Origin of the sequence: Kitasatospora sp. NPDC101447 (assembly GCF_044767225.1) — a bacterium.
Classification (GTDB): domain Bacteria; phylum Actinomycetota; class Actinomycetes; order Streptomycetales; family Streptomycetaceae; genus Kitasatospora.
This window is the reverse complement of the sequence record NZ_JBIWNL010000051.1, coordinates 21,503-38,970: the sequence shown is the minus strand read 5'-3', so window position 1 is coordinate 38,970 and position 17,468 is coordinate 21,503. Positions and strand designations below refer to the sequence as shown.

16 protein-coding genes and 1 pseudogene are annotated in these 17,468 nt (G+C 72.1%); 16 read left to right on the top strand and 1 reads right to left on the bottom strand.

The features are described 5' to 3' along the window. Positions 1-86: 86 nt before the first annotated feature. The 16 genes and pseudogenes from ACIRST_RS39005 to ACIRST_RS38930 form a co-directional block, all read left to right on the top strand. On the top strand, positions 87-1,214 hold the full coding sequence (locus ACIRST_RS39005) for an NlpC/P60 family protein (protein ID WP_402808900.1): 1,128 nt from the start codon (positions 87-89) through the stop codon (positions 1,212-1,214). A 9-nt stretch (positions 1,215-1,223) separates the two neighbouring features. Beyond that, complete coding sequence (locus tag ACIRST_RS39000) at positions 1,224-1,868, top strand: hypothetical protein (protein ID WP_402808897.1); 645 nt, start codon at positions 1,224-1,226, stop codon at positions 1,866-1,868. Next, the gene (locus ACIRST_RS38995) at positions 1,865-4,765 is read left to right on the top strand and encodes an ATP/GTP-binding protein (protein WP_402808894.1); all 2,901 of its coding nucleotides are present in this window, start codon (positions 1,865-1,867) and stop codon (positions 4,763-4,765) included. The genes ACIRST_RS39000 and ACIRST_RS38995 overlap by 4 nt, the downstream gene beginning before the upstream one ends. 467 nt (positions 4,766-5,232) lie before the next feature. Then, positions 5,233-5,811, top strand: a complete 579-nt coding sequence (locus ACIRST_RS38990) for a hypothetical protein (protein WP_402808891.1) — start codon at positions 5,233-5,235, stop codon at positions 5,809-5,811. 11 nt (positions 5,812-5,822) lie between these two features. Further along, the gene (locus ACIRST_RS38985; RefSeq protein WP_402808889.1) at positions 5,823-6,749 is read left to right on the top strand and encodes an ATP-binding protein; all 927 of its coding nucleotides are present in this window, start codon (positions 5,823-5,825) and stop codon (positions 6,747-6,749) included. 41 nt (positions 6,750-6,790) lie between these two features. Then, positions 6,791-7,480 (top strand): SAF domain-containing protein, encoded by a 690-nt coding sequence (locus ACIRST_RS38980; protein WP_402808886.1) that lies wholly within the window; start codon positions 6,791-6,793, stop codon positions 7,478-7,480. Then, entirely contained in the window at positions 7,480-8,298 is an 819-nt protein-coding gene (locus ACIRST_RS38975; protein ID WP_402808885.1) for a MinD/ParA family protein, read from the top strand. The genes ACIRST_RS38980 and ACIRST_RS38975 overlap by 1 nt, the downstream gene beginning before the upstream one ends. Continuing rightward, positions 8,291-9,853, top strand: a complete 1,563-nt coding sequence (locus tag ACIRST_RS38970) for a CpaF family protein (protein WP_402808882.1) — start codon at positions 8,291-8,293, stop codon at positions 9,851-9,853. Before ACIRST_RS38975 ends, ACIRST_RS38970 begins: the two co-directional genes overlap by 8 nt. Before the next feature lie 2 nt (positions 9,854-9,855). Next, positions 9,856-10,749, top strand: coding sequence for a type II secretion system F family protein (locus tag ACIRST_RS38965; RefSeq protein WP_402808881.1), 894 nt, complete (start codon positions 9,856-9,858; stop codon positions 10,747-10,749). Beyond that, positions 10,746-11,645, top strand: a complete 900-nt coding sequence (locus ACIRST_RS38960) for a type II secretion system F family protein (protein ID WP_402808878.1) — start codon at positions 10,746-10,748, stop codon at positions 11,643-11,645. Before ACIRST_RS38965 ends, ACIRST_RS38960 begins: the two co-directional genes overlap by 4 nt. Before the next feature lie 43 nt (positions 11,646-11,688). After that, on the top strand, positions 11,689-11,898 hold the full coding sequence (locus ACIRST_RS38955; RefSeq protein WP_402808875.1) for a hypothetical protein: 210 nt from the start codon (positions 11,689-11,691) through the stop codon (positions 11,896-11,898). Between the two features lie 55 nt (positions 11,899-11,953). Continuing rightward, positions 11,954-12,373 (top strand): TadE family protein, encoded by a 420-nt coding sequence (locus tag ACIRST_RS38950; protein ID WP_402808872.1) that lies wholly within the window; start codon positions 11,954-11,956, stop codon positions 12,371-12,373. Further along, on the top strand, positions 12,370-12,837 hold the full coding sequence (locus tag ACIRST_RS38945) for a TadE/TadG family type IV pilus assembly protein (RefSeq protein ID WP_402808870.1): 468 nt from the start codon (positions 12,370-12,372) through the stop codon (positions 12,835-12,837). The genes ACIRST_RS38950 and ACIRST_RS38945 overlap by 4 nt, the downstream gene beginning before the upstream one ends. Continuing rightward, positions 12,834-13,265, top strand: coding sequence for a pilus assembly protein TadG-related protein (locus ACIRST_RS38940; protein ID WP_402808867.1), 432 nt, complete (start codon positions 12,834-12,836; stop codon positions 13,263-13,265). Before ACIRST_RS38945 ends, ACIRST_RS38940 begins: the two co-directional genes overlap by 4 nt. A 5-nt stretch (positions 13,266-13,270) precedes the next feature. Further along, positions 13,271-16,567, top strand: coding sequence for a LysM peptidoglycan-binding domain-containing protein (locus tag ACIRST_RS38935; protein ID WP_402808865.1), 3,297 nt, complete (start codon positions 13,271-13,273; stop codon positions 16,565-16,567). A 199-nt stretch (positions 16,568-16,766) separates the two neighbouring features. Then, a pseudogene (locus ACIRST_RS38930) lies at positions 16,767-16,988 on the top strand (IS630 family transposase); the annotation flags it as partial. Positions 16,989-17,006: 18 nt separating this feature from the next. On the opposite strand, the gene ACIRST_RS38925 reads toward ACIRST_RS38930, so the two are convergent. After that, on the bottom strand, positions 17,007-17,411 hold the full coding sequence (locus ACIRST_RS38925) for a hypothetical protein (protein ID WP_402808863.1): 405 nt from the start codon (positions 17,409-17,411) through the stop codon (positions 17,007-17,009). Between the last annotated feature and the right edge of the window lie 57 nt (positions 17,412-17,468).

The window sequence follows — 17,468 nt, the reverse complement described above, 5'->3', positions numbered from 1 at the left end:
CCGTGCCGGCCGGGACCGGTCGGCAGGTAGGGCAGAGGACAGGCGGCGCGCCCTGCCCGGGGGACGACGGCAGGGGGTGGTGAGCGGTGTTCAAGCTGTTCCGGAGGATCGGCTGCCTGGGGATGACGCTGCTGTGCACGGCGATCGGGTTGGGCGGAATCGTCGTCCTGGGCGTCCTGGACGTCCGCGACCCGGGGTCCACCGCCCCGGTCGGCGCGGTCAGCGACATCCCCGCACGGATGATGAGTGCCTACGTGCGGGCGGCGTCCTCGGTGGCGCAGCTGGACACGCAGTGCAAGGGGATGAGCTGGTCGCTGCTGGCCGGGATCGGCAAGGTGGAGTCCGGGCACGCGCAGGGGCACAGCATCGACTCCGCCACCGGGCTCATCACCCCGCCGATCGTCGGGCCGATCCTGAACGGGAGCGGTGCCGGAGGCAACCGCACGCCGGTGATGGACACCGACCAGGGCCGGTGGGACGGCAACGCTCACTATGACGCGGCCGTCGGCCCGATGCAGTTCCTCCCGAGCACCTTCGCCGGGTACGCGGCGAAGGTGCACCCGCAGGACGGCGGGGCGAGCGCGAACCCGAACAGTGCCGATGACGAGACGTTGGCCGCCGCGTTGTACCTGTGCGACGACGGCAAGGACCTCACGGACTCGGCTGTCCTGCGCAAGTCGGTCCTCCGCTACAACAACAGCGGCGCCTACGTGGACGAGGTGCTGCGCTGGGCGAGCCAGTACGCCGCGCTCGGCACCGCCCCGCCGACCGGCGGCGAGGGTTCGGACCGGGTGCAGACCGTCATCGCGGCGGCGCGCAGCCAGTTCGGCCAGCCGTACTCCTGGGGCGGTGGCGACGCCAGCGGCCCGACGACCGGCGTGTGCTGTTCGCAGGGCGGCCAGGACGGACGCACCGTCAAGGGCTTCGACTGCTCCGGGCTGATGACCTACGTGTTCGCGAAGGTCGGGGTCAAGCTGCCCCGGCTCGCCGCCGACCAGGCCGGGGTCGGCCAGCGGATCCCCGCCTCCGCCGGAGTCGGCGCTCTCCAGCCGGGCGACATGGTGTTCTTCGGCAACGCCGCGCAGGGGATCTACCACGTCGGCCTCTACATCGGGGGCGGACAGATGATCAACGCCCCGAAGCCCGGCGACGTGGTCAAGCAGGCCGCGGTGTGGAGCTATGACTACGCGGGCGGCGCCCGCCCGATCTCCTGAGAGGCCCCCGTGAAGATGCCCCGCTTCCTGCCCGAGTTCGGCGCGATCGCGCTGCTCGCAGGCGGACTCGCCCTCCTGATCCCGGCCGGCCGCGCACCGCACCACCCCTCCACCGGCGCGCTGGCGGCGTCAGCCCAGGCCGAGGCTCCCCCAATCGCTGCGGACACCGGCCTCCCGGCACCGGTCCCGCCGACGGCCGAGGCCCGGCCCACCGCATCGTCGAGCAGCACGCCCCCGAGCCCGGCCGCCTGGCCGACCGTGGTGCCGTCCGGCGTCGCGGCCGCCGGTGATGGACCGGCAGGGGATCCTGCGATCCAGGCCGGGTTCGCCAAGGCATACCCCAGCGACCTGGCCCCCGCCGACGCCGATGCCTTGGTGGCGCTGGGCCGCGACGTCTGGCTCGCCGAGACGACCGGGGCCGGCCGGGAGAAGTGGCCGCAGTACTTCTCTCCCGGCCCGGGCGCGAGCGGCCCGTACTTCTACTCCGGGGTGCGGATCCAGGCAGCGGCCGCGCACTCGGACGACACCGCCCCGGGTAGTGCCCGCGTGGACATGCTGTGGGTCGGCACCTCCCCCACCGGCGACTACGGAGACCGCCGCCCCGCCACCGTGACCTTCACCCGCACCAGCACCGGATGGGAGCCCACCCGATGAACAGCCAGACCAGCGACACCTCCGGGCTCAAGTCCGCCCTCCACGCGGCGGGCAAGGTCCTGGCCTGGTTCGCCAACGCCGGGGCGTGGTGCCAGGACAACGCGGGGCTGCTCCTGGTCCTCCTCGTCCCGCCGACCGTCGCCGCCGGGGTGGTCCACCAGGTGCTCACCCGCCGGGCCCTGGCCCAGCGGACCCGCTTCATCCTGACTCCGACCAGGCGCTTCGCGCCGAGCACGGAGGACATCTGGCGCCAGAGCGCGCTGCTGCTGCGCGCTTCCCGCAAGGGCCCCTGGTGGGCGCCCGCAGCGGCCCGGCGGGTGAGGGTACGCCTTCGGGCAGACGGCACCGTGCCGCTGGAGTACTCGGTGGAGGCACCGTCGGAGGCCGTGACCCTCCTCAAGAACTCCCGCTTCCAGGAAGTCACTGTCGCCGAGGCCCCGCCGGCCGACGACCCGTACGCCGCGCAGGCCGCGCAGGACCGGCTGGACAGGAAGAACAAGGAGCTCCAGCAGCAGCGCAAAGCCGAGGCGAAGGCCCGCAAGGCGGAGGCGAAAGCAGCGGCCCTGGCGGCCAAGGCCTCCGGCCGGAGCGTCGATCTCAAGAGGAAGCCCGGCCGCGGCACGGCCGAGGAGCAAGGCCGGCTGCACGCGGTGCGGGCCGAGTTCGTCCTGCGCGGCAAGCCGTCCGCCACGCTGCGCGAGGTCCCGCTGACGCCGGACCCGCTCCAGCCGCTCATCGACGCGGTCGCCGACATCCAGACAGACCTGGGCGAACTCGCCGAGGTCGTCCTCGACATCCAAGCCGTCCCCCGCTGGCACCTGCGCCTGCGGCAGTGGCAGACCATGCGCGAGGCGCGCGAGCGCAGCCGCAAGAACGCCCGCCGCGCGGCCCGAGACGCGGCCGCCGACGCGGCGGAAGCCCAGGACTCCCTGCGCTACCAGCTGCTGAGCCTGCTGGACCCCTCGCAGAAAGCCCCCTCCACCATGGCGCCCACCGTACGACCGCGTACCGTCGACCGGGAGGAGACGCTCGGGCGGCTCAGCAACGCCATCGGCCTGGTGCGGATCCAGCTGCTGGTGCGCTGCGTCTCCGAGCGCGAGGGCCGCGCCTACCAGCTACTGGAGCAGCTCTCGGCCGCGCTGGACGTGTTCGGCGAGGACAGCCGACTCGGCGTCGACGGCGGCCGGATCCTCAGGTGGAGCTGGGGTGCCAACAGCCGCCACCGCCAAGGGTCCTTCGACCGCCGGTGGACCACCGGCCTGGTCGCCCCCCGGAAGCAGAACTGGGTGCACATCGGCGAGCTGGCCGGGCTACTCAAGCCGCCGACCGCCGACGCGGTCCTCCCTGTGCTCGCCTCCGAACTGCCCACCTACGAGCTCGGCGCCCGTCTGGTCCCGCACGGGCTGCTGGTCAGCGCCGACGGGCGCAGCCGGATCGTGGCAACTCCCGAGGAGGAGTTCCTGTTCTCCCTGGCTGTCGGCAAGGCGGGCGGCGGCAAGACGGAGATGGCGATCGTGCGGGCGCTGGCGCTCGCCCTGGCCGGCGCCGGGGTGCTGTTCATCGACCCTCACGGTGACAGCTGGAACACTGCGGCGCCCGTTCTGGCGCACAACCGCCTGGCCAGGCGGGTACGCCGGATCGACCTCGCGAAGGCGGAGTTGACGGGCGGGGTTCTGCCGACATGGAATCCGCTGACGATGGAGGGCGGGCGCAGCGCGGGCCGCGTGGCGAGCGCGGCCGTCGACTCGCTGGCCAACGCGCTGTCCTGGACGGACGCCGCTCACCCACGGGCGATCGCGATCCTGACGAAGGCGGTCGAGGCGCTGGTGTCCCACAACCAGCGGGCGGTGGCGGCGGGCCGGCCGCGGGCGCAGGCGACAGTGCACCAGGTGCGGACGCTGCTGTCGAACCGGGCCTGGCGCAACGCGCTGCTCCAGCACCTGACGCCGGAGCAGAGGAGGTGGTGGGAAACGACGTTCCGCAAGTACAAGGCGGACGAGCTGGCACCGGTGCTCAACCCGCTGGACCGGCTGGCGGCCAACGAGATCACCAGGGCGTTCCTGGGTTCGCCGACCGGGTGGTACGACATCCGGGCCGCGATGGACGCCGGGGAGATCATCTGGCTGTGCCTGGAGGGCACCGGTCCCTCGGACCGGCTGCTGGTCAGCATGATGCTGGCGGACCTGCTGCGCGCGGGCCTGTCCCGGCGCGACCTGGCAGCTGACGACCGCCAGCCGATGCACATCTTCGGCGACGAGCTGATCAGCCTGGACGGCGTCGGCGGGGAGAGCATGGCGTCGATCACCGAGCAGCTGCGCAAGTTCGGCGGGCGCCTGCACGTGATGACCCAGCTGCTCGGCCGGGTCAGTGCGACGACGCGGGAGTCGATCATGCAGAATTCCAGCGTGGTCAGCACGAGCGGCGGCTCGGTGACCGCGGTGCGCCCGGTGGCCGAGGAGTGGCACGGAGCGGTGTCGGCGGCGCGGATCGCGGAGCTGCCCCGCTTCCACTCCTACGTGCAGGTGACCAACGCCGGCAACCGGGTCGGCCCGCTGCTGGTAAAGGGTCTCCAGGTCAAGGAGGCCTTCCAAGAGCTGTACTCGCCGGGCAAGGTGGGTGCGCTGGTCACGCGGGCCAACTCCGCGGTGCGGGCCCAGCAGCTTCCGGCACTGCTGAAGCGGGCGACCACGCAGGACGATGCGGTCCTGGCGTTCACCACGCCGGTCGCTCCGGCCGCTCGGGGCGGTACGGCCCGGGTCGTCGCTGCGGAGGCGAGCGCCGTGAAGGCGGACGACGCCGAGGCCGTCGAGCCGGTGTCGGAGCCTGCGGCAGAGCAGGCGGCGGCCGGGCCGGTGAAGAGCCGGCGCGGTCGGCCGACCGCACGAATTCTTCCCTGACGCGGGCGGGGTCGCGCTCCTCAAACGACTCAAATGCGGGCACGTGATTCGTGTCCTGAGTACGAGTACTCAGGACAAGACGTCGGCTTCCGGCCACGATTGTCGATTGCCGGAGCGGATGCTGCACTTCCAATGAGGCGATCACGACCACCAGATCAGGACGAATAAGACAAAACGCTTGGCTCGGCTGCGACTTCGGGAAGGCGCCCGTCAAACCCGGTCAGCACACGAGCAATTGACTCTGGGATCTTGGCTGAAAATGGCTTACTGTAACGAAGCGATCCCCCTGCGAAGTCAGCAACTTCCCTGTCCCAGGGGTCCGGCTGGCCGTCTTCATCCGCGGCCGGCCGAGCGTGCAGGGGTGACGCCGCAGGGCGTCGCGGGGTTAGGCGATGGGGGGCCACTCCACCTGGCGAGCGGTCCACCCCGAGATTGGTCCGAGGCCGAACAACATCGAGGGGGTTCACGTGGCACGTGTGCTGCGGCGCAAGGATCTGATGTACATCGCCCTGGTCGCAGGATCGGCGGTGCTGACGGCCTGTTCGTCCCCCCACACGGATGCGGCGCCTCCAGCCCCTTCAACCGTCGCAGCCCCGCCGTCCCCGACAGCAACGCCCACGGCCGATCCGACGGCTGACGCGAAGGCCGCTGCGCTGGTGGCCTACCAGGGCATGTGGGACGTGACCGTGAAGGCGTACAACGCGGGCTCGCTCGACGGCGTCGACAACTTGGAGACCTACACCCGGGACAAGGCGCTGGCGGGCATCAAGATCGCCGTCAACTACTACCAGAAGAACAACCTCGTGGTGAAGGGTCAGCCGAAGCTGTCGCCGCAAGTACAGGCCGTGGACCTGGCGTCGATGCCGGCCCGGGTGACGATTCGCGACTGCATCGACAGCACCGACTTCCTTCCGGTCAACAAGACCACCGGGGCGCCGAGCGACACCGACGGCGTTCACCGGCACGTCTACAACTCCGTGGCGCAGCGCGTCGACGGCCGGTGGCTGATCGGCGAGTCGGCGGTCGACCGGACGCTGACGTGCTGAGACTCGCGCGGGTGACGGTAGCGGCGGGGATCCTGTCTGCGGCCGCGACCTTCCTGATGCCCGCCGCGGTTTCGTGGGCCGACGGCGGGGTGGACTGCCCCCCGAACGTCCTCGACTGTGACCTGCACGCCGGAGGCGGCGGCACCGGAGGCGGAGGCAAGCCCGGCGGTGACGGCGGCGGGAGCAGCGGCGGGAGCAGCGGCGGCGGGGCGAAGTGCCTGATCGACGGCGCCGAGGTGGCCTGCTACGTCGACAAGTACGGGTGGTACAACCCGAGCGACAGCTGCTACTGGAAGGCCTACGACCCGCAGCCTCCGCCGGACAGCGACAGTTGGAGGCTGGCCACTGGGCTTCCTGCGGACTGGAAGCCGGGCCAGGGTGCGCTGTACAACCGGACCTGCCTGGCGAAGGGCGCCGAGCTGATGAGCGGCGCCATGTACAGCGCCACCCCTCCGCCCGGCATGGGCGGCATGGTCGACCCGGCCCAGCTCGCCCAGCAGGCCGTGGACAGCATGAAGCTGCTCGGGGCCGACATCGGCATCGCTCCCAAGCCCGGCGCGAAAACGCTGGTCGGCCTGCCGGTGTGGCTGTGGACGACCGTCTCGGACACCACCTGGGGCCCGAAGACCGCGTCGGTGTCCGCCGGTGGCGTCACGGTGACCGCCACCGCACACGTGGACCGCCTCATCTGGACCACGGGCGACGGCGCGACCGAGACCTGCCGCACCCCCGGCAAGCCGTACCTGCCGGAGTACGGCACCCAGCAGCCCGACTGCGGTCACACCTACACCAAGGCCGGCCAGTACGCGATCAACGCGACCAGCAAGTGGGTCGTGGACTGGACCGCCAGCACAGGGCAGACCGGCCGCATCACCACCGACCGCCAGGCGGCGACGTCGGTGGCGATCGCCGAAGCGCAGGCCCTGAACACGCAGTGAGCGGCGCCACGCGCCGCCAACTCCTGACACCTGAGGTTCTGATGGCACCCACACTGACCAGGCAACGGCGCGCTGCGGCGGGCAACGCCGCGAAGGGCGCGCCGGCCGGGCCGCTACCTGTCGCCGATCCGGGCCCGCGCCGCAGCCGCCGCCCCGCACTCATCGCCGTGGGCGTGGCGTTGGCCGCGGTGGGCGGGCTGACGTCGGCCTACCTGAACGTTCGCGCGGCGCACCGGGTCGAGGTGATCGCTGTCGCGCATCCCATTCCCGCAGGGAAGGTCATCGCGGCCGACGACCTGAAGACCGCCTCCGTCATCCCGGACCCGGCGCTGCACCCGGTTCCGGTCTCGCGGGCCGCGGACATCCTGGGCAAGGCGGCGGTCGCCGACCTGCCGGCGGGCACGCTGGTCACGGATGCTTCCGTGCGCAGCGGCCAGCCCCTGCGGGCGGGCAAGGACGTTGTGGGTGTTCTCGCCAAGGTCGGGCAGGTGCCTGCGCAGTCCTTGCAGGCGGGGGACGAGGTGCAGGTGGTCTCCACGCCGGGACCGCAGGACGACAAGGCCGCCGCCGGTAGGCCGTCGACGATCGGTGCGACCGTGCTGCAGGTCGGTGAGCCGGACGCCAACGGTGCCCGCGTTGTCGATCTCGCGGTGACCCCGGTGGACAGTCCGGTCGTTGCCTCGTGGGCGGCGACGGGCAGGGTGGCGATCGTCCTGAAGGCGAGGAGCTGATGGCTCTCATCACTCTGGTGTCGGCGAAGTCCAGCGGCGTGACGACCACTGCGCTGGCGCTGGGCTTGTCCGGCCCGAAGCGGACCCTGCTGGCGGAGTGCGACCCGTCGGGCGGCACCATCCGAACCGGATTCCTCCAGGGCCGCATCACGGCCGCTGTCGGGCTGCACCGTCTGGCCACCGCGCAGCGCGAGGGCACCCTGCCCGATGTCTTCGAGCGGCACCTGGTGCCGCTCGACCAGGCCGGGGACCGGCTGCTGCTGCCCGGCCTGACCGACCCGACCCAGACCCCGTCCCTGGCCGGCACATGGGAGCCGCTGCACCGCCTGCTGCGGGTGATGGAGGAGGACGGGTACGACGTCCTGGTCGACGCGGGGCGCGTGGTCGTCGAGTCGGCGACCAGCGTCAGCTCCACTTACTCCCCCGCGCCGCTGCTGCGGCGCGCCGACTTGGTCCTGCTCGTGGTGCGTGCGAACACGCAGTCGGTCGCGGCCGCCGCGCCCGTGCTGCGGGTCCTGCGCGAGGATCTGGACCGACACGGCACCGGCTCCGCGGCCCTGCGCCTGGTCGTGATCGAGGACGGGCCGTTCAAGGCCAACCAGATCGCGAGCAGCCTGGGCGTTCCCGTCATCGCTTCCCTGCCGTTCGACACTGCGACCGGCTCGGCTCTCAGCGCCGGCGAGCCGTTGCGCGGCCGGTTCGAGCTGGCCCCGTTGATCCGGGCCGCCCGCTCCGCCCACCAGGAGCTCACCCTCAACGCGACCCGCCGCCGGCTTCACCTGACGCCGCTTCCAGGACAGGAGGCAGCCCGTGTCTGATGTCATCGCCCCAACGGCCCAGGGGGACAGCTCCCGCACGGAACGCTTCCGCGACGCCCTGCTGGCCGGACACAGCGGTGACGGCTGGCGCGTCACCACCCCCGCCCCGGCCGTCCCCTCCCCGAGCCCGGCGCCGGGTTCTGCTGCTCCCGCGCTGCGCACCGGGCCGGTCGTCGTGGAGAAGGCCGACGCACTGCCGGTGCCGTATGAGGAGATCGCGAAGCTGCGCTCGCGCGTCGCCGAGCAGCTGGCCACTGCCACTGCCGAGACGCCGGGCATGTCCCGGGACGACCAGCTGCAGCTCGGCCAGTCGCTGGTCAACAGCGTCGTGAGTCTGTGGGCGACCGACTACGCGGCCACCTCCGGTGCCCTGACGCAGGCCGGCGAACAGGCCGTGCGCAAGGCCGTTCTGCAGGAGCTGTTCCAGGCCGGGCGCCTGCAGCCCCTGCTGGACGACCCGGACATCGAGAACATCCTGATCGCCGGCGACCGGGTGCGCGTCGACTACCGCGACCGGCCCTCCCGGGAGGTCGGCCCCGTCGCCGAGTCCGACGCCGCCTTGATCGCCCTGCTCAACCAGGTCGTCCGCACGCAGGGACAGGCCGAGCGCAGCCTCACCTCAGCCACCCCCCTGCTCAACTCCCGGCTGCGCGGCGGCGCCCGCCTCGCGATGACCGCGTACGTCAGTGACCGGCCGCACGCCGCGATCCGCCGCCACCGCACCCACTCGCAGCGCCTGAGCGACCTCCGCGCCTTGGGCACCCTGGACAGTTCCCTCGAACAGTTCCTCACCGCCGTCGTCCGGGCCCGCAAGAACGTGATCATCGCGGGCAGCCAGGGCGCCGGCAAGACCAGCCTGATGCGGGCCATGGCGCTGGAAATCCCGCGCACCGAGCGCATCGGCACCCTGGAGGACAGCTTCGAGCTGTGGCTGCACAAGGACGCCAACGCCCCCGAGGTCGTGGCCCTGGAAGCCCGCGAGGGCAACGGCGAACGCGGCCCGGACGGACGCCCGATCGGCGAGGTCACCCTCACCGACCTCTTCGAACAGAGCCTGCGCATGTCGCTGCGCCGCGTCCTGGTCGGCGAGGTCCGCGGCGAAGAGGCCCTGCCGATGCTCCGCGCCTTCAATAGCGGCGACGGCGGATCGATGGCGACCGTCCACGCCAAGAGCGCCGAGATGGTGATCGAGCGGCTCGTCGAACTCGTCGAGGAGGCGGGGCGCAGCGAGCGGTCCGCGTACCGGAAGATCGCGCTGTCGGTGGATTTCATCGTCTATGTGCGGCTGGTGGATGAGACCGAGGTCGGCGGGGCCAAGCACCGTTTCGTCTCGCAGGTGGTGGAGATCACGGGGGTCGGGGAGCATGGTATTCCGTCGCGTCAGACGATCTTCGGGCCCCGGGAGGACGGGTCGGGCTACCGGGAGGCGCGGGCGGTGCCGCACATGCTGCCGCAGTGCATCGGCGACCTGAGGCGGGCCGGCTTGGACCTGCGTGTCCTGCAGCAGCCCTGGGGTGCGTGGGAGCAGCCGCTGAGGACGGTGACGGAGCTGTGACCGTGACCCCTGACGCTCTTCTCGCCGCGGTCGGCGGCACCGTCGCCGTGCTGGGTGTGGTCCTGGCCGTGACGGGCGCTGTCGGCACGAGCGCTCCGCCGACCGCGCGGCCCGACAGCCGGCTGAAGCGGCGCCTTCGCACGGCTTCGGCCGGGGTGCGTGGCCGCGGCCGGTTCATCCTCGGCGCGGCCGCGGTGGCCGGCATGGTCGTGTGGCTGTTCTCCTCCTGGCTGCTCGGCGGACTGCTGACGGCCGTCGCGGTGGTGGGCATGCCGTGGATCCTGCAGCCCGGGCGCGGCAGCCGGGACCAGATCAGGCGTCTGGAGGCGCTTGAGCAGTGGGTGCGGCGGCTGAGCAACATCCACACCGCCGGGACGAGCCTGGAGGCGGCGGTCACCGCATCCCTGCGCAGCGCCCCGCCCAAGCTGGTGCCGGAGATCTCGCGGCTGACGTCCCGCCTGGGTGCGGGCTGGCAGCCGCAGGACGCCTACCGGGCCTTCGCCGCCGAGATGGACGACGCGACCGCCGACGCGGTTGCTCTGCTGATGATCGGTCACGTCGAGGACCGCGGTGCCGGGCTCGGCCGGGCGCTGGAGAAGCTCGCGGACACGGTCGCCGTGGAGGTGCGCATGCGCGACACCGTGGAGGCCGACCGGGAGAAGCCGAGGGCGAACGCGCGCTGGGTCGCCCTGATCTGCCTGGGCGTGTTCGGGCTCTCCGTCCTGTCCGGGAAGTACGTCCAGCCCTACAGCACGCCGTTCGGGCACCTGGTCCTGCTCGGCCTGGCGGCCGCGTTCGGCGGGGTCCTGCTGTGGATGCGCCGCATGTCCCTGTCCAAGCCGGCCCCGCGGATCCTCGCTGCCCCGGCCGCCGGCCGAGAGGGGGAGGACCGGTGATCGCCAGCGCACCCGCGATCGTGGCCGGCGCCACCACCGGGCTGGGCGTTGCCGTGGCCATCGCCGGAGCCACCCGGGCCCGGCCGGACCTGGGCGACGTCCTGCGGCGGGTGGATGCCCGCCGCCTGGAGCACCTGGACCCGCGCCCGATGCGGGTCGCCGACTCCGTGCTGGAGCGTCTCGGTGCCCGGCTGCTCGGACAGGTCGGCGAGGGCCCGCTGCGGCTTCCGCGCCGGGACCTGGAGCTGCTGGGACGCACCCCCGCTCAGCACGTCGGCCAGAAGATCGGCTTCGCCGTCCTGGGACTGCTGTTCCCTGCCCTGGTCCCGGCCGTGGTCACCCTGGCCGGCGGAAGCCTGCCGTTCGCGGTGCCCGGGCTGGTGGCCCTGGGACTGGCCGTCGTGATGTGGCTGGTCCCCGATCTGAACGTCCGGGAGGAAGCCACCGAGGCCCGCCGCCAGTTCAGGTTCGCGATCGCCTCCTACCTGGAACTCGTGTGCCTGGAACGCGCCGCGGACGCCGGCCCGTCCGAGGCGCTGCGCAAGGCCGCGCAGCTCGGCGAGGGCTGGGTGTTCTCGCGGCTGCGGGACGCGCTCACCCGCTCCGAACTCGGCGGTCTGCCGCCGTGGGAGGGGCTGCGCCAGCTCAGCGAGGAGCTCGGCGTGCCGGAACTCGGGGCGCCGGCGGACATCATGGCCGTGGCCGGGGAGGAAGGCGCCTCCGTCTACAACACGCTCCAGGCGCAGGCCGCGAGCCTGCGCGGCGCCCTGCTGTCCGAGGAGCAGGCCAAGGCGAACATCACCTCCGAGAAGATGATCGTTCCCGTCACAGCGCTCGTCCTGATCATGTCGCTCTACATCGGCTATCCCGCCATCGCCCAGATCATGGCCGCCTGACCAGCAACGTTTCCGGATTTCCCGCTTCGAAAGGATCTTCGTCATGCCCGAACTTCCCGACCCGGTCACCCAGTCGTTCCTCATCCACATGCGCCACCAGCTCTACCGTCTGCGGGCCGCCCGCTCCCGCAGCGACTACGGCGGCATGTCGATCGAGACCGCGATCATCGTTGGCGTGCTCGTCCTGCTGGCCATCGGCCTGGGCACCTTCCTGACCACCAAGCTCACCGAGAAGGAAAACGCCATCAAGTAGCGGCGGCCCAGACCCCTCGCCAGCGACCCGTCGTATCCGGCCACAGGAGCAGTCAGTGACCACACCACGCCCGGCCCCCCGGGCCCGCCGAAGGCCCCGCCGCCGCGGGCCCGGCGGGGACCGCGGCGCGGTCAGCCTCGAACTGGCCATCGTCTTCCCCGCCGTCATGCTGCTGATCTTCACGGCCATCCAGGCCGGTCTGTGGTACCACGCCCGCAGCGTCGCCCTGTCCGCCGCCCAGCGCGGGGTCGAACGCGCCCGAGTCCAGGGCGCGACGATCGGGCAGGGCACCGCGGCCGCCACCGACTTCCTCGACCGGGCCGGCACCTCCATCAGCGGCCGGTCCGTGACCGGCACCGACGGCAATACCGTGCGCATCGACGTCACCGGCACCGTCAGCACGTGGATCCCCGGACTGAGCCTGCCGGTCCACCAGCACGCCTCCGCCGCCCGGGAGCGGGTGACCGCCCCATGACCGTCGGCCGCCGCACGCTCCGGGCGATCGCCGAACGCCACCGCGGTGACCGAGGCAGTGTCAGCCTCGAACTCGCGATCCTCGCCCCCGTCCTGATCGCCATACTCCTCGTCATCGTGGCCGCCGGCCGGGTCCACCTCGCGCACAACTCGGTCGACGCCGCCGCCCGCAACGCCGCACGCGCCGCCTCCCTCGAACGCGACACCGCCTCCGCCCGCACCGCCGGCAACCGGGTCGCGCAGCAGACCCTCCAGGACCAGGGTCTCACCTGCTCCAGCCTGACCGTCGACGTGCCCGCTGGCGGCTTCCAGGCCCCACTCGGCACGCCGTCACACATCACCGTGACCGTGCGCTGCACCGTGGCCCTGGGCGACGTCGCGCTCCCTGGCCTGCCCGGCAGCACCACCGTCAGCGGGAGCTTCACCTCGACCATCGACGCCTACCGGGGACGGCCCGCCGCATGACCACCCGCACCTGGCCCACACGGCTGTCCCGGCGCCGCGCGCGCGGCGACCGCGGCAGCATCTCCCTGTTCGTCGCCGTCGCCGCGGCCGCCCTCATGCTGCTCATTGCCCTAGTCATCGACGGCGCCGGCAAGCTGCGGGCCCTCAACCACGCCGAGTCCTCCGCCCAGGAAGCCGCCCGCACCGGCGCGCAGGCGGTCAACGCCGGCCAGGCCATCTCTGGCGGCGGCATCACGATCGACCGCAACGCGGCGCAGAACGCCGCCGTGGCCTACCTGCGCAGCGCCGGGGTCACCGGCACAGTGAGCTGGGGCGGCGACGGGTCGATCATCGTCACCGTCACCGAGACCTACACACCGTACTTCTGGCCCGGCGACATGACCGTCACCGGGCGAGGCAGCGCCGCACTGATCGTCCAGGGAGGCTGACCCCCATGCCACGCCGTACCGTCTCCCGCCTCGGAGCAGCCCTGCGCGGCCTGCTCTCCCTCGCGCTCCTGATCGCGCTCCTCGGCGCCGTCCCCTACCTGCTGTGGCGCACGGGTGCCCTCCCCCACCAGGTACCGGGCTGGAGCGACGTCACCAACGCCCTCACCAGCCCGGACAACGGCACGCTGTTCCTGGGCGCGCTCACCCTGATCGGCTGGGCGGCCTGGCTCAGTTTCGTCTGCTCCACCGTCGTCGAGATCACCGCGCTCCTGCGTCACCGCCGGGCCCCGCGGGTACGCGCCCTCGGTGCCACCCAGCGCCTCGCCGCGGGTCTGGTCGCCGGAGTCGCGATGCTCCTGCCCGCCGGGGCGGCCTTCGCCGCACCCCAGCCGGCCTCCGCCGCGCCCATCACCGCCACCGCACCGGCCGCCACCAGTGCCGGGGCCACCACCGTGGTGGCGCCGACGGCGGCCCCCGACGCGCGGTCCGGGCCGGTTCACAACGTCGTCGCCGGCGACACCTTGTGGGACCTCGCCCAGCACTACCTCGCCGACGGCACCCGCTGGCAGGAGATCGCGCATCTCAACCCGCAGATCGACACGACCGACCTCCTCCAACCCGGCATGACTCTGCGGCTGCCGTCCGACGCGAAGACCGCCACGGTCGCCACGCCGGCCCAGGCGACCCCGGCCTCCCAAGGCGAGCACCGCGTCACGGTCCGCCAAGGCGAGACCCTGTCTGCGATCGCCGAGCGCGAGCTCGGCGACGCAGGCGCCTACCCCAAGCTGTTCGATGCGACCCGCACGACCGTACAGCCCGACGGTCGACACCTGACCGACCCCGACGAGCTCGAACCCGGCGACGTCATCGTCGTCCCCGCGACCCTCCCGGCCGCTACGACACCGGCAATCCCCGCACCGGCAGCCGCGCCAGCACCGGCGCCGCCCGAAGCCGCCCCCACAGCTGCCGGCGCCCCCACGACCGCGACAAGCACACCCTCGCCCGGCCCGGCCCAGCCGGCCCCGGACTCCACCGAGACTGCCTCTCCGGCTATCACCTCCCCCGCGGCCCCGGCGCCCCCCGCTGCCGCACCTCAGGCACCAGCCACCGCCGAGACCACGGACCGCGACACCGTCCAGTCGCCGATCACCGTCCAACAGGGCGTTGGCGGCATCGCCGCCCTCCTCGGCGCTGGCGCCCTCGCCGTCATCGCCGCCCGCCGCCGCGCACAACAGCGCGAGCGCCGGCCCGGCGAACAGATCGCCATGCCGCAGGAGACCAGCCAGACCGAAATGGTGCTCGACCGCACCTCATCCCCCACCCTGGTCGACCTGCTCGACCGCGCACTGCGCACCCTGGCCCACCACCACCCGCAGAACCTCCCTCAGATCATCGGCGCCCGCGTCCAGCAGGACCGGGTGGAGATCCTGACCGAGGACCGCGACGCCGAGGCTCTGGCCCCGTTCACCGACCGTCCCGGCGGCTGGTGGGGCGTGCGCAGGGACCGCGCCGTCCTGCTGAGCGCCGACGAGGCCCGCACCGTCACCGCCCCCTACCCGGGCCTGGCCACCATCGGCACCGCCGAGGACGGCACCCTGCTCCTCGCAGACCTGCACCACGCCCGCGTGCTGCTCCTGGACGGCGACGAGCAGGCGGTGCGCGAGGTCGCCCGCGGCATCGCCATGGAGGCCGGCACCGCACTGTGGGCCGACCACATCGAGATCATGACGGCCGGGTTCGGGCTGGAGCTGCAGCAGCTCCTCCCCCAGTGCCGCAGCATGTTCGTCCCACGCCTGGCCACCGCGACCGCAGACCTGGCGCGAGTGATGGTCGAGGTTCACCAGGCCGAGCACGAGGGAGGCGAGCAGCCGCAGCCGTGGATGGTGGTGTGCTCCGCCGTCCCGTCTCCGGACGAGCTGTACGCGTTCGCGGACGTCCTCGGCAAGGTCCCGGCCGGGGTGCGCGTCGCGGCGATCCTGCCCGCCGCCGGCCAGGCGCGCGACCTGTTCCCGGACGCTGAGGTCCTGGACGCCAACCTGGTCACGGAGCTTCAGTCGCTTGAGTCGCTGGACGCCGAGGTGGTGCTCCAGCGCGTCACAGACGAGGTCTACCGGCAGCTGACCGCCGATCTGACCACCGCGGCCCAGCCGGCCACTGCGGCGGAGGGAGCGTGGGCCATGGTCCCGGACCTCGACCGCAAGGCCCTCGGCCCTTCCTCTCCTCAGAAGGGCGGTGCTGTCCCCCGCAGCCACCTGTCCCTGCTGGCCACCACGGCGAACGCGACGACGATGTCCGAGACCGAGCAGCAGGAGAAGAAGGTGGAGGAGGCAGCCGAGGAGAACCAGATGCCCGTTGCCACCGTCCCGGCCCAGGCCGCCGAGCCCGTGGCCCCGCAAGCCGTCGAGCACGACGAGGAGAACACCCCCACCCCGGCCGACCCCGCCAGCCACTCTGCAGACGAGGCTGCCGCCCCGGCCGCTACGCCCCAGCTCACGAAGGTTCCGCCGCGGGTGACCATGGTCCGCGACGGCGATGCGACCCCTCCGACCGAGGACTCCGCGCCGCAGGTGCAGGTGCTGGGGCCGCTGCGGATCATCGGGATCGGCGATGCCCCGATCCAGCCGAAGCTGGTACTACTGGCGGCGCTGCTGCTCTTCAAGTCCGACCGCGGCTACAGCGCGATCTCCCACAGCATGGACCCCGTCAGCCCGTGGACCCAGTCGACGATGGACACCCATATGTCCCGCCTCCGGCGTCGGCTGGGCGTCGACTCCAACGGCGAGCCGTACCTGCGGCCCAAGCCCAAGGGCGTCGAGCAGTATGCCCTGTCGCCCGAGGTGAGCTGCGACTACGCCACCTTCAGCTACCTCGCGCAGCGCGGACTCCCACACGGCGCAGCCGGAGTCCTGGACCTGGAAGCCGCGCTCGATCTCGTCCGCGGCCGCCCGTTCGGCGGGGCAGGCGCCCACACCTGGGCGGCGCCACTCGTGCAGACGATGATCGGCCAGATCGTGGACACCGCCCACGCCGTGGCCACGCTGCGCATCCAGGACGAGGTCCTCGACATCGAGGCCGCCCGCCGGGCGGTCGCCATCGGGCTCGACGTCGAGCCCGCCGCCGAGGTGCTCTACCGAAGCTGGATGCGCATCGAGCACCGGGCCGGCAATGAGGCTGGGGTCCGCATGGCCATCGACCAGGTCCGGCAGATGACCGTGGACATGGGATGGGACGGGATGATCCAGGACGAGACGGAGCAGCTGATCGCCCGGCTCACCTCCAAGCCCGCCGCCCGGATCCGCTGACCCACTCACCGCCCAGTGCCCGGCCGGTGGTCACCGGCCGGGCACTCGGGTGCTTCCGCCGATCAAAGGGTCCGACACACCACTCCCCCGCCCTCCTCGCCCTCGCCGCCGCTCTGGGGCTCGCGGCCGGTGCAGTCCTCGTCCACCCGCTGGTGGCACTGCAGGCCAATCACCGGAGCGTCCCGTCTGTCAAGGAATTCCGCCCGAGGCGCACTTCGGACCGCTGCGGCAGTTCACCCTCGCCAACTCCCACCACTCGAATCACACGGTCCAGACCCGCGCACTGCACCGCTACCTGCATTGGCGCAACGCCAACGCCCGCCACCCCGACGTCCTGGCCGCCCAACGACGCGAACGCGCCCGCATACGCAGCGAGAAAGGCGTCCGCTGGGGAGGCCGAAAGCTAAACATCGCGGCCTGACCCGGCCAACTCGTGCGGTCAGAGCGCCAAAGAGGAATGCAACGCATCAAACATGCCGCGCAGTTCGGTGGCGTCGATGGGACTGATCTCCATCTGCAGGTGACACACGGCGTCGTCACCGTTGGGAGTCAGACGCACGAAGAAGGCAAACTTGTCCCCGACGGGTTCGGCGCTCAGCACCAGCGGGTTGTTGCGACCGGGAGTCACCGCCGCCGAGAATCGAGAGCCCGACGGGGATCGCAAGTGGGAGAGCACCTGCGCGGCGAAGTCCGAGACCTCGTCCCTGGTGAGGTAAGCGGTAAAGTCGGCTGACAGCGATGAGCACCAGTCGGCGGTGACCCGCCAGCTGTCCTCACCAGCCTGAACCAGCTCCAACCATGCTCCACTGCTGCCGAGGCGTATCTGCGGCGCTTCCATCGTCATGCCCTCCGGCCCTCGCACCCTGGGCCCGCGATCTTACAGAGGCAGCTCCCCTGCAGG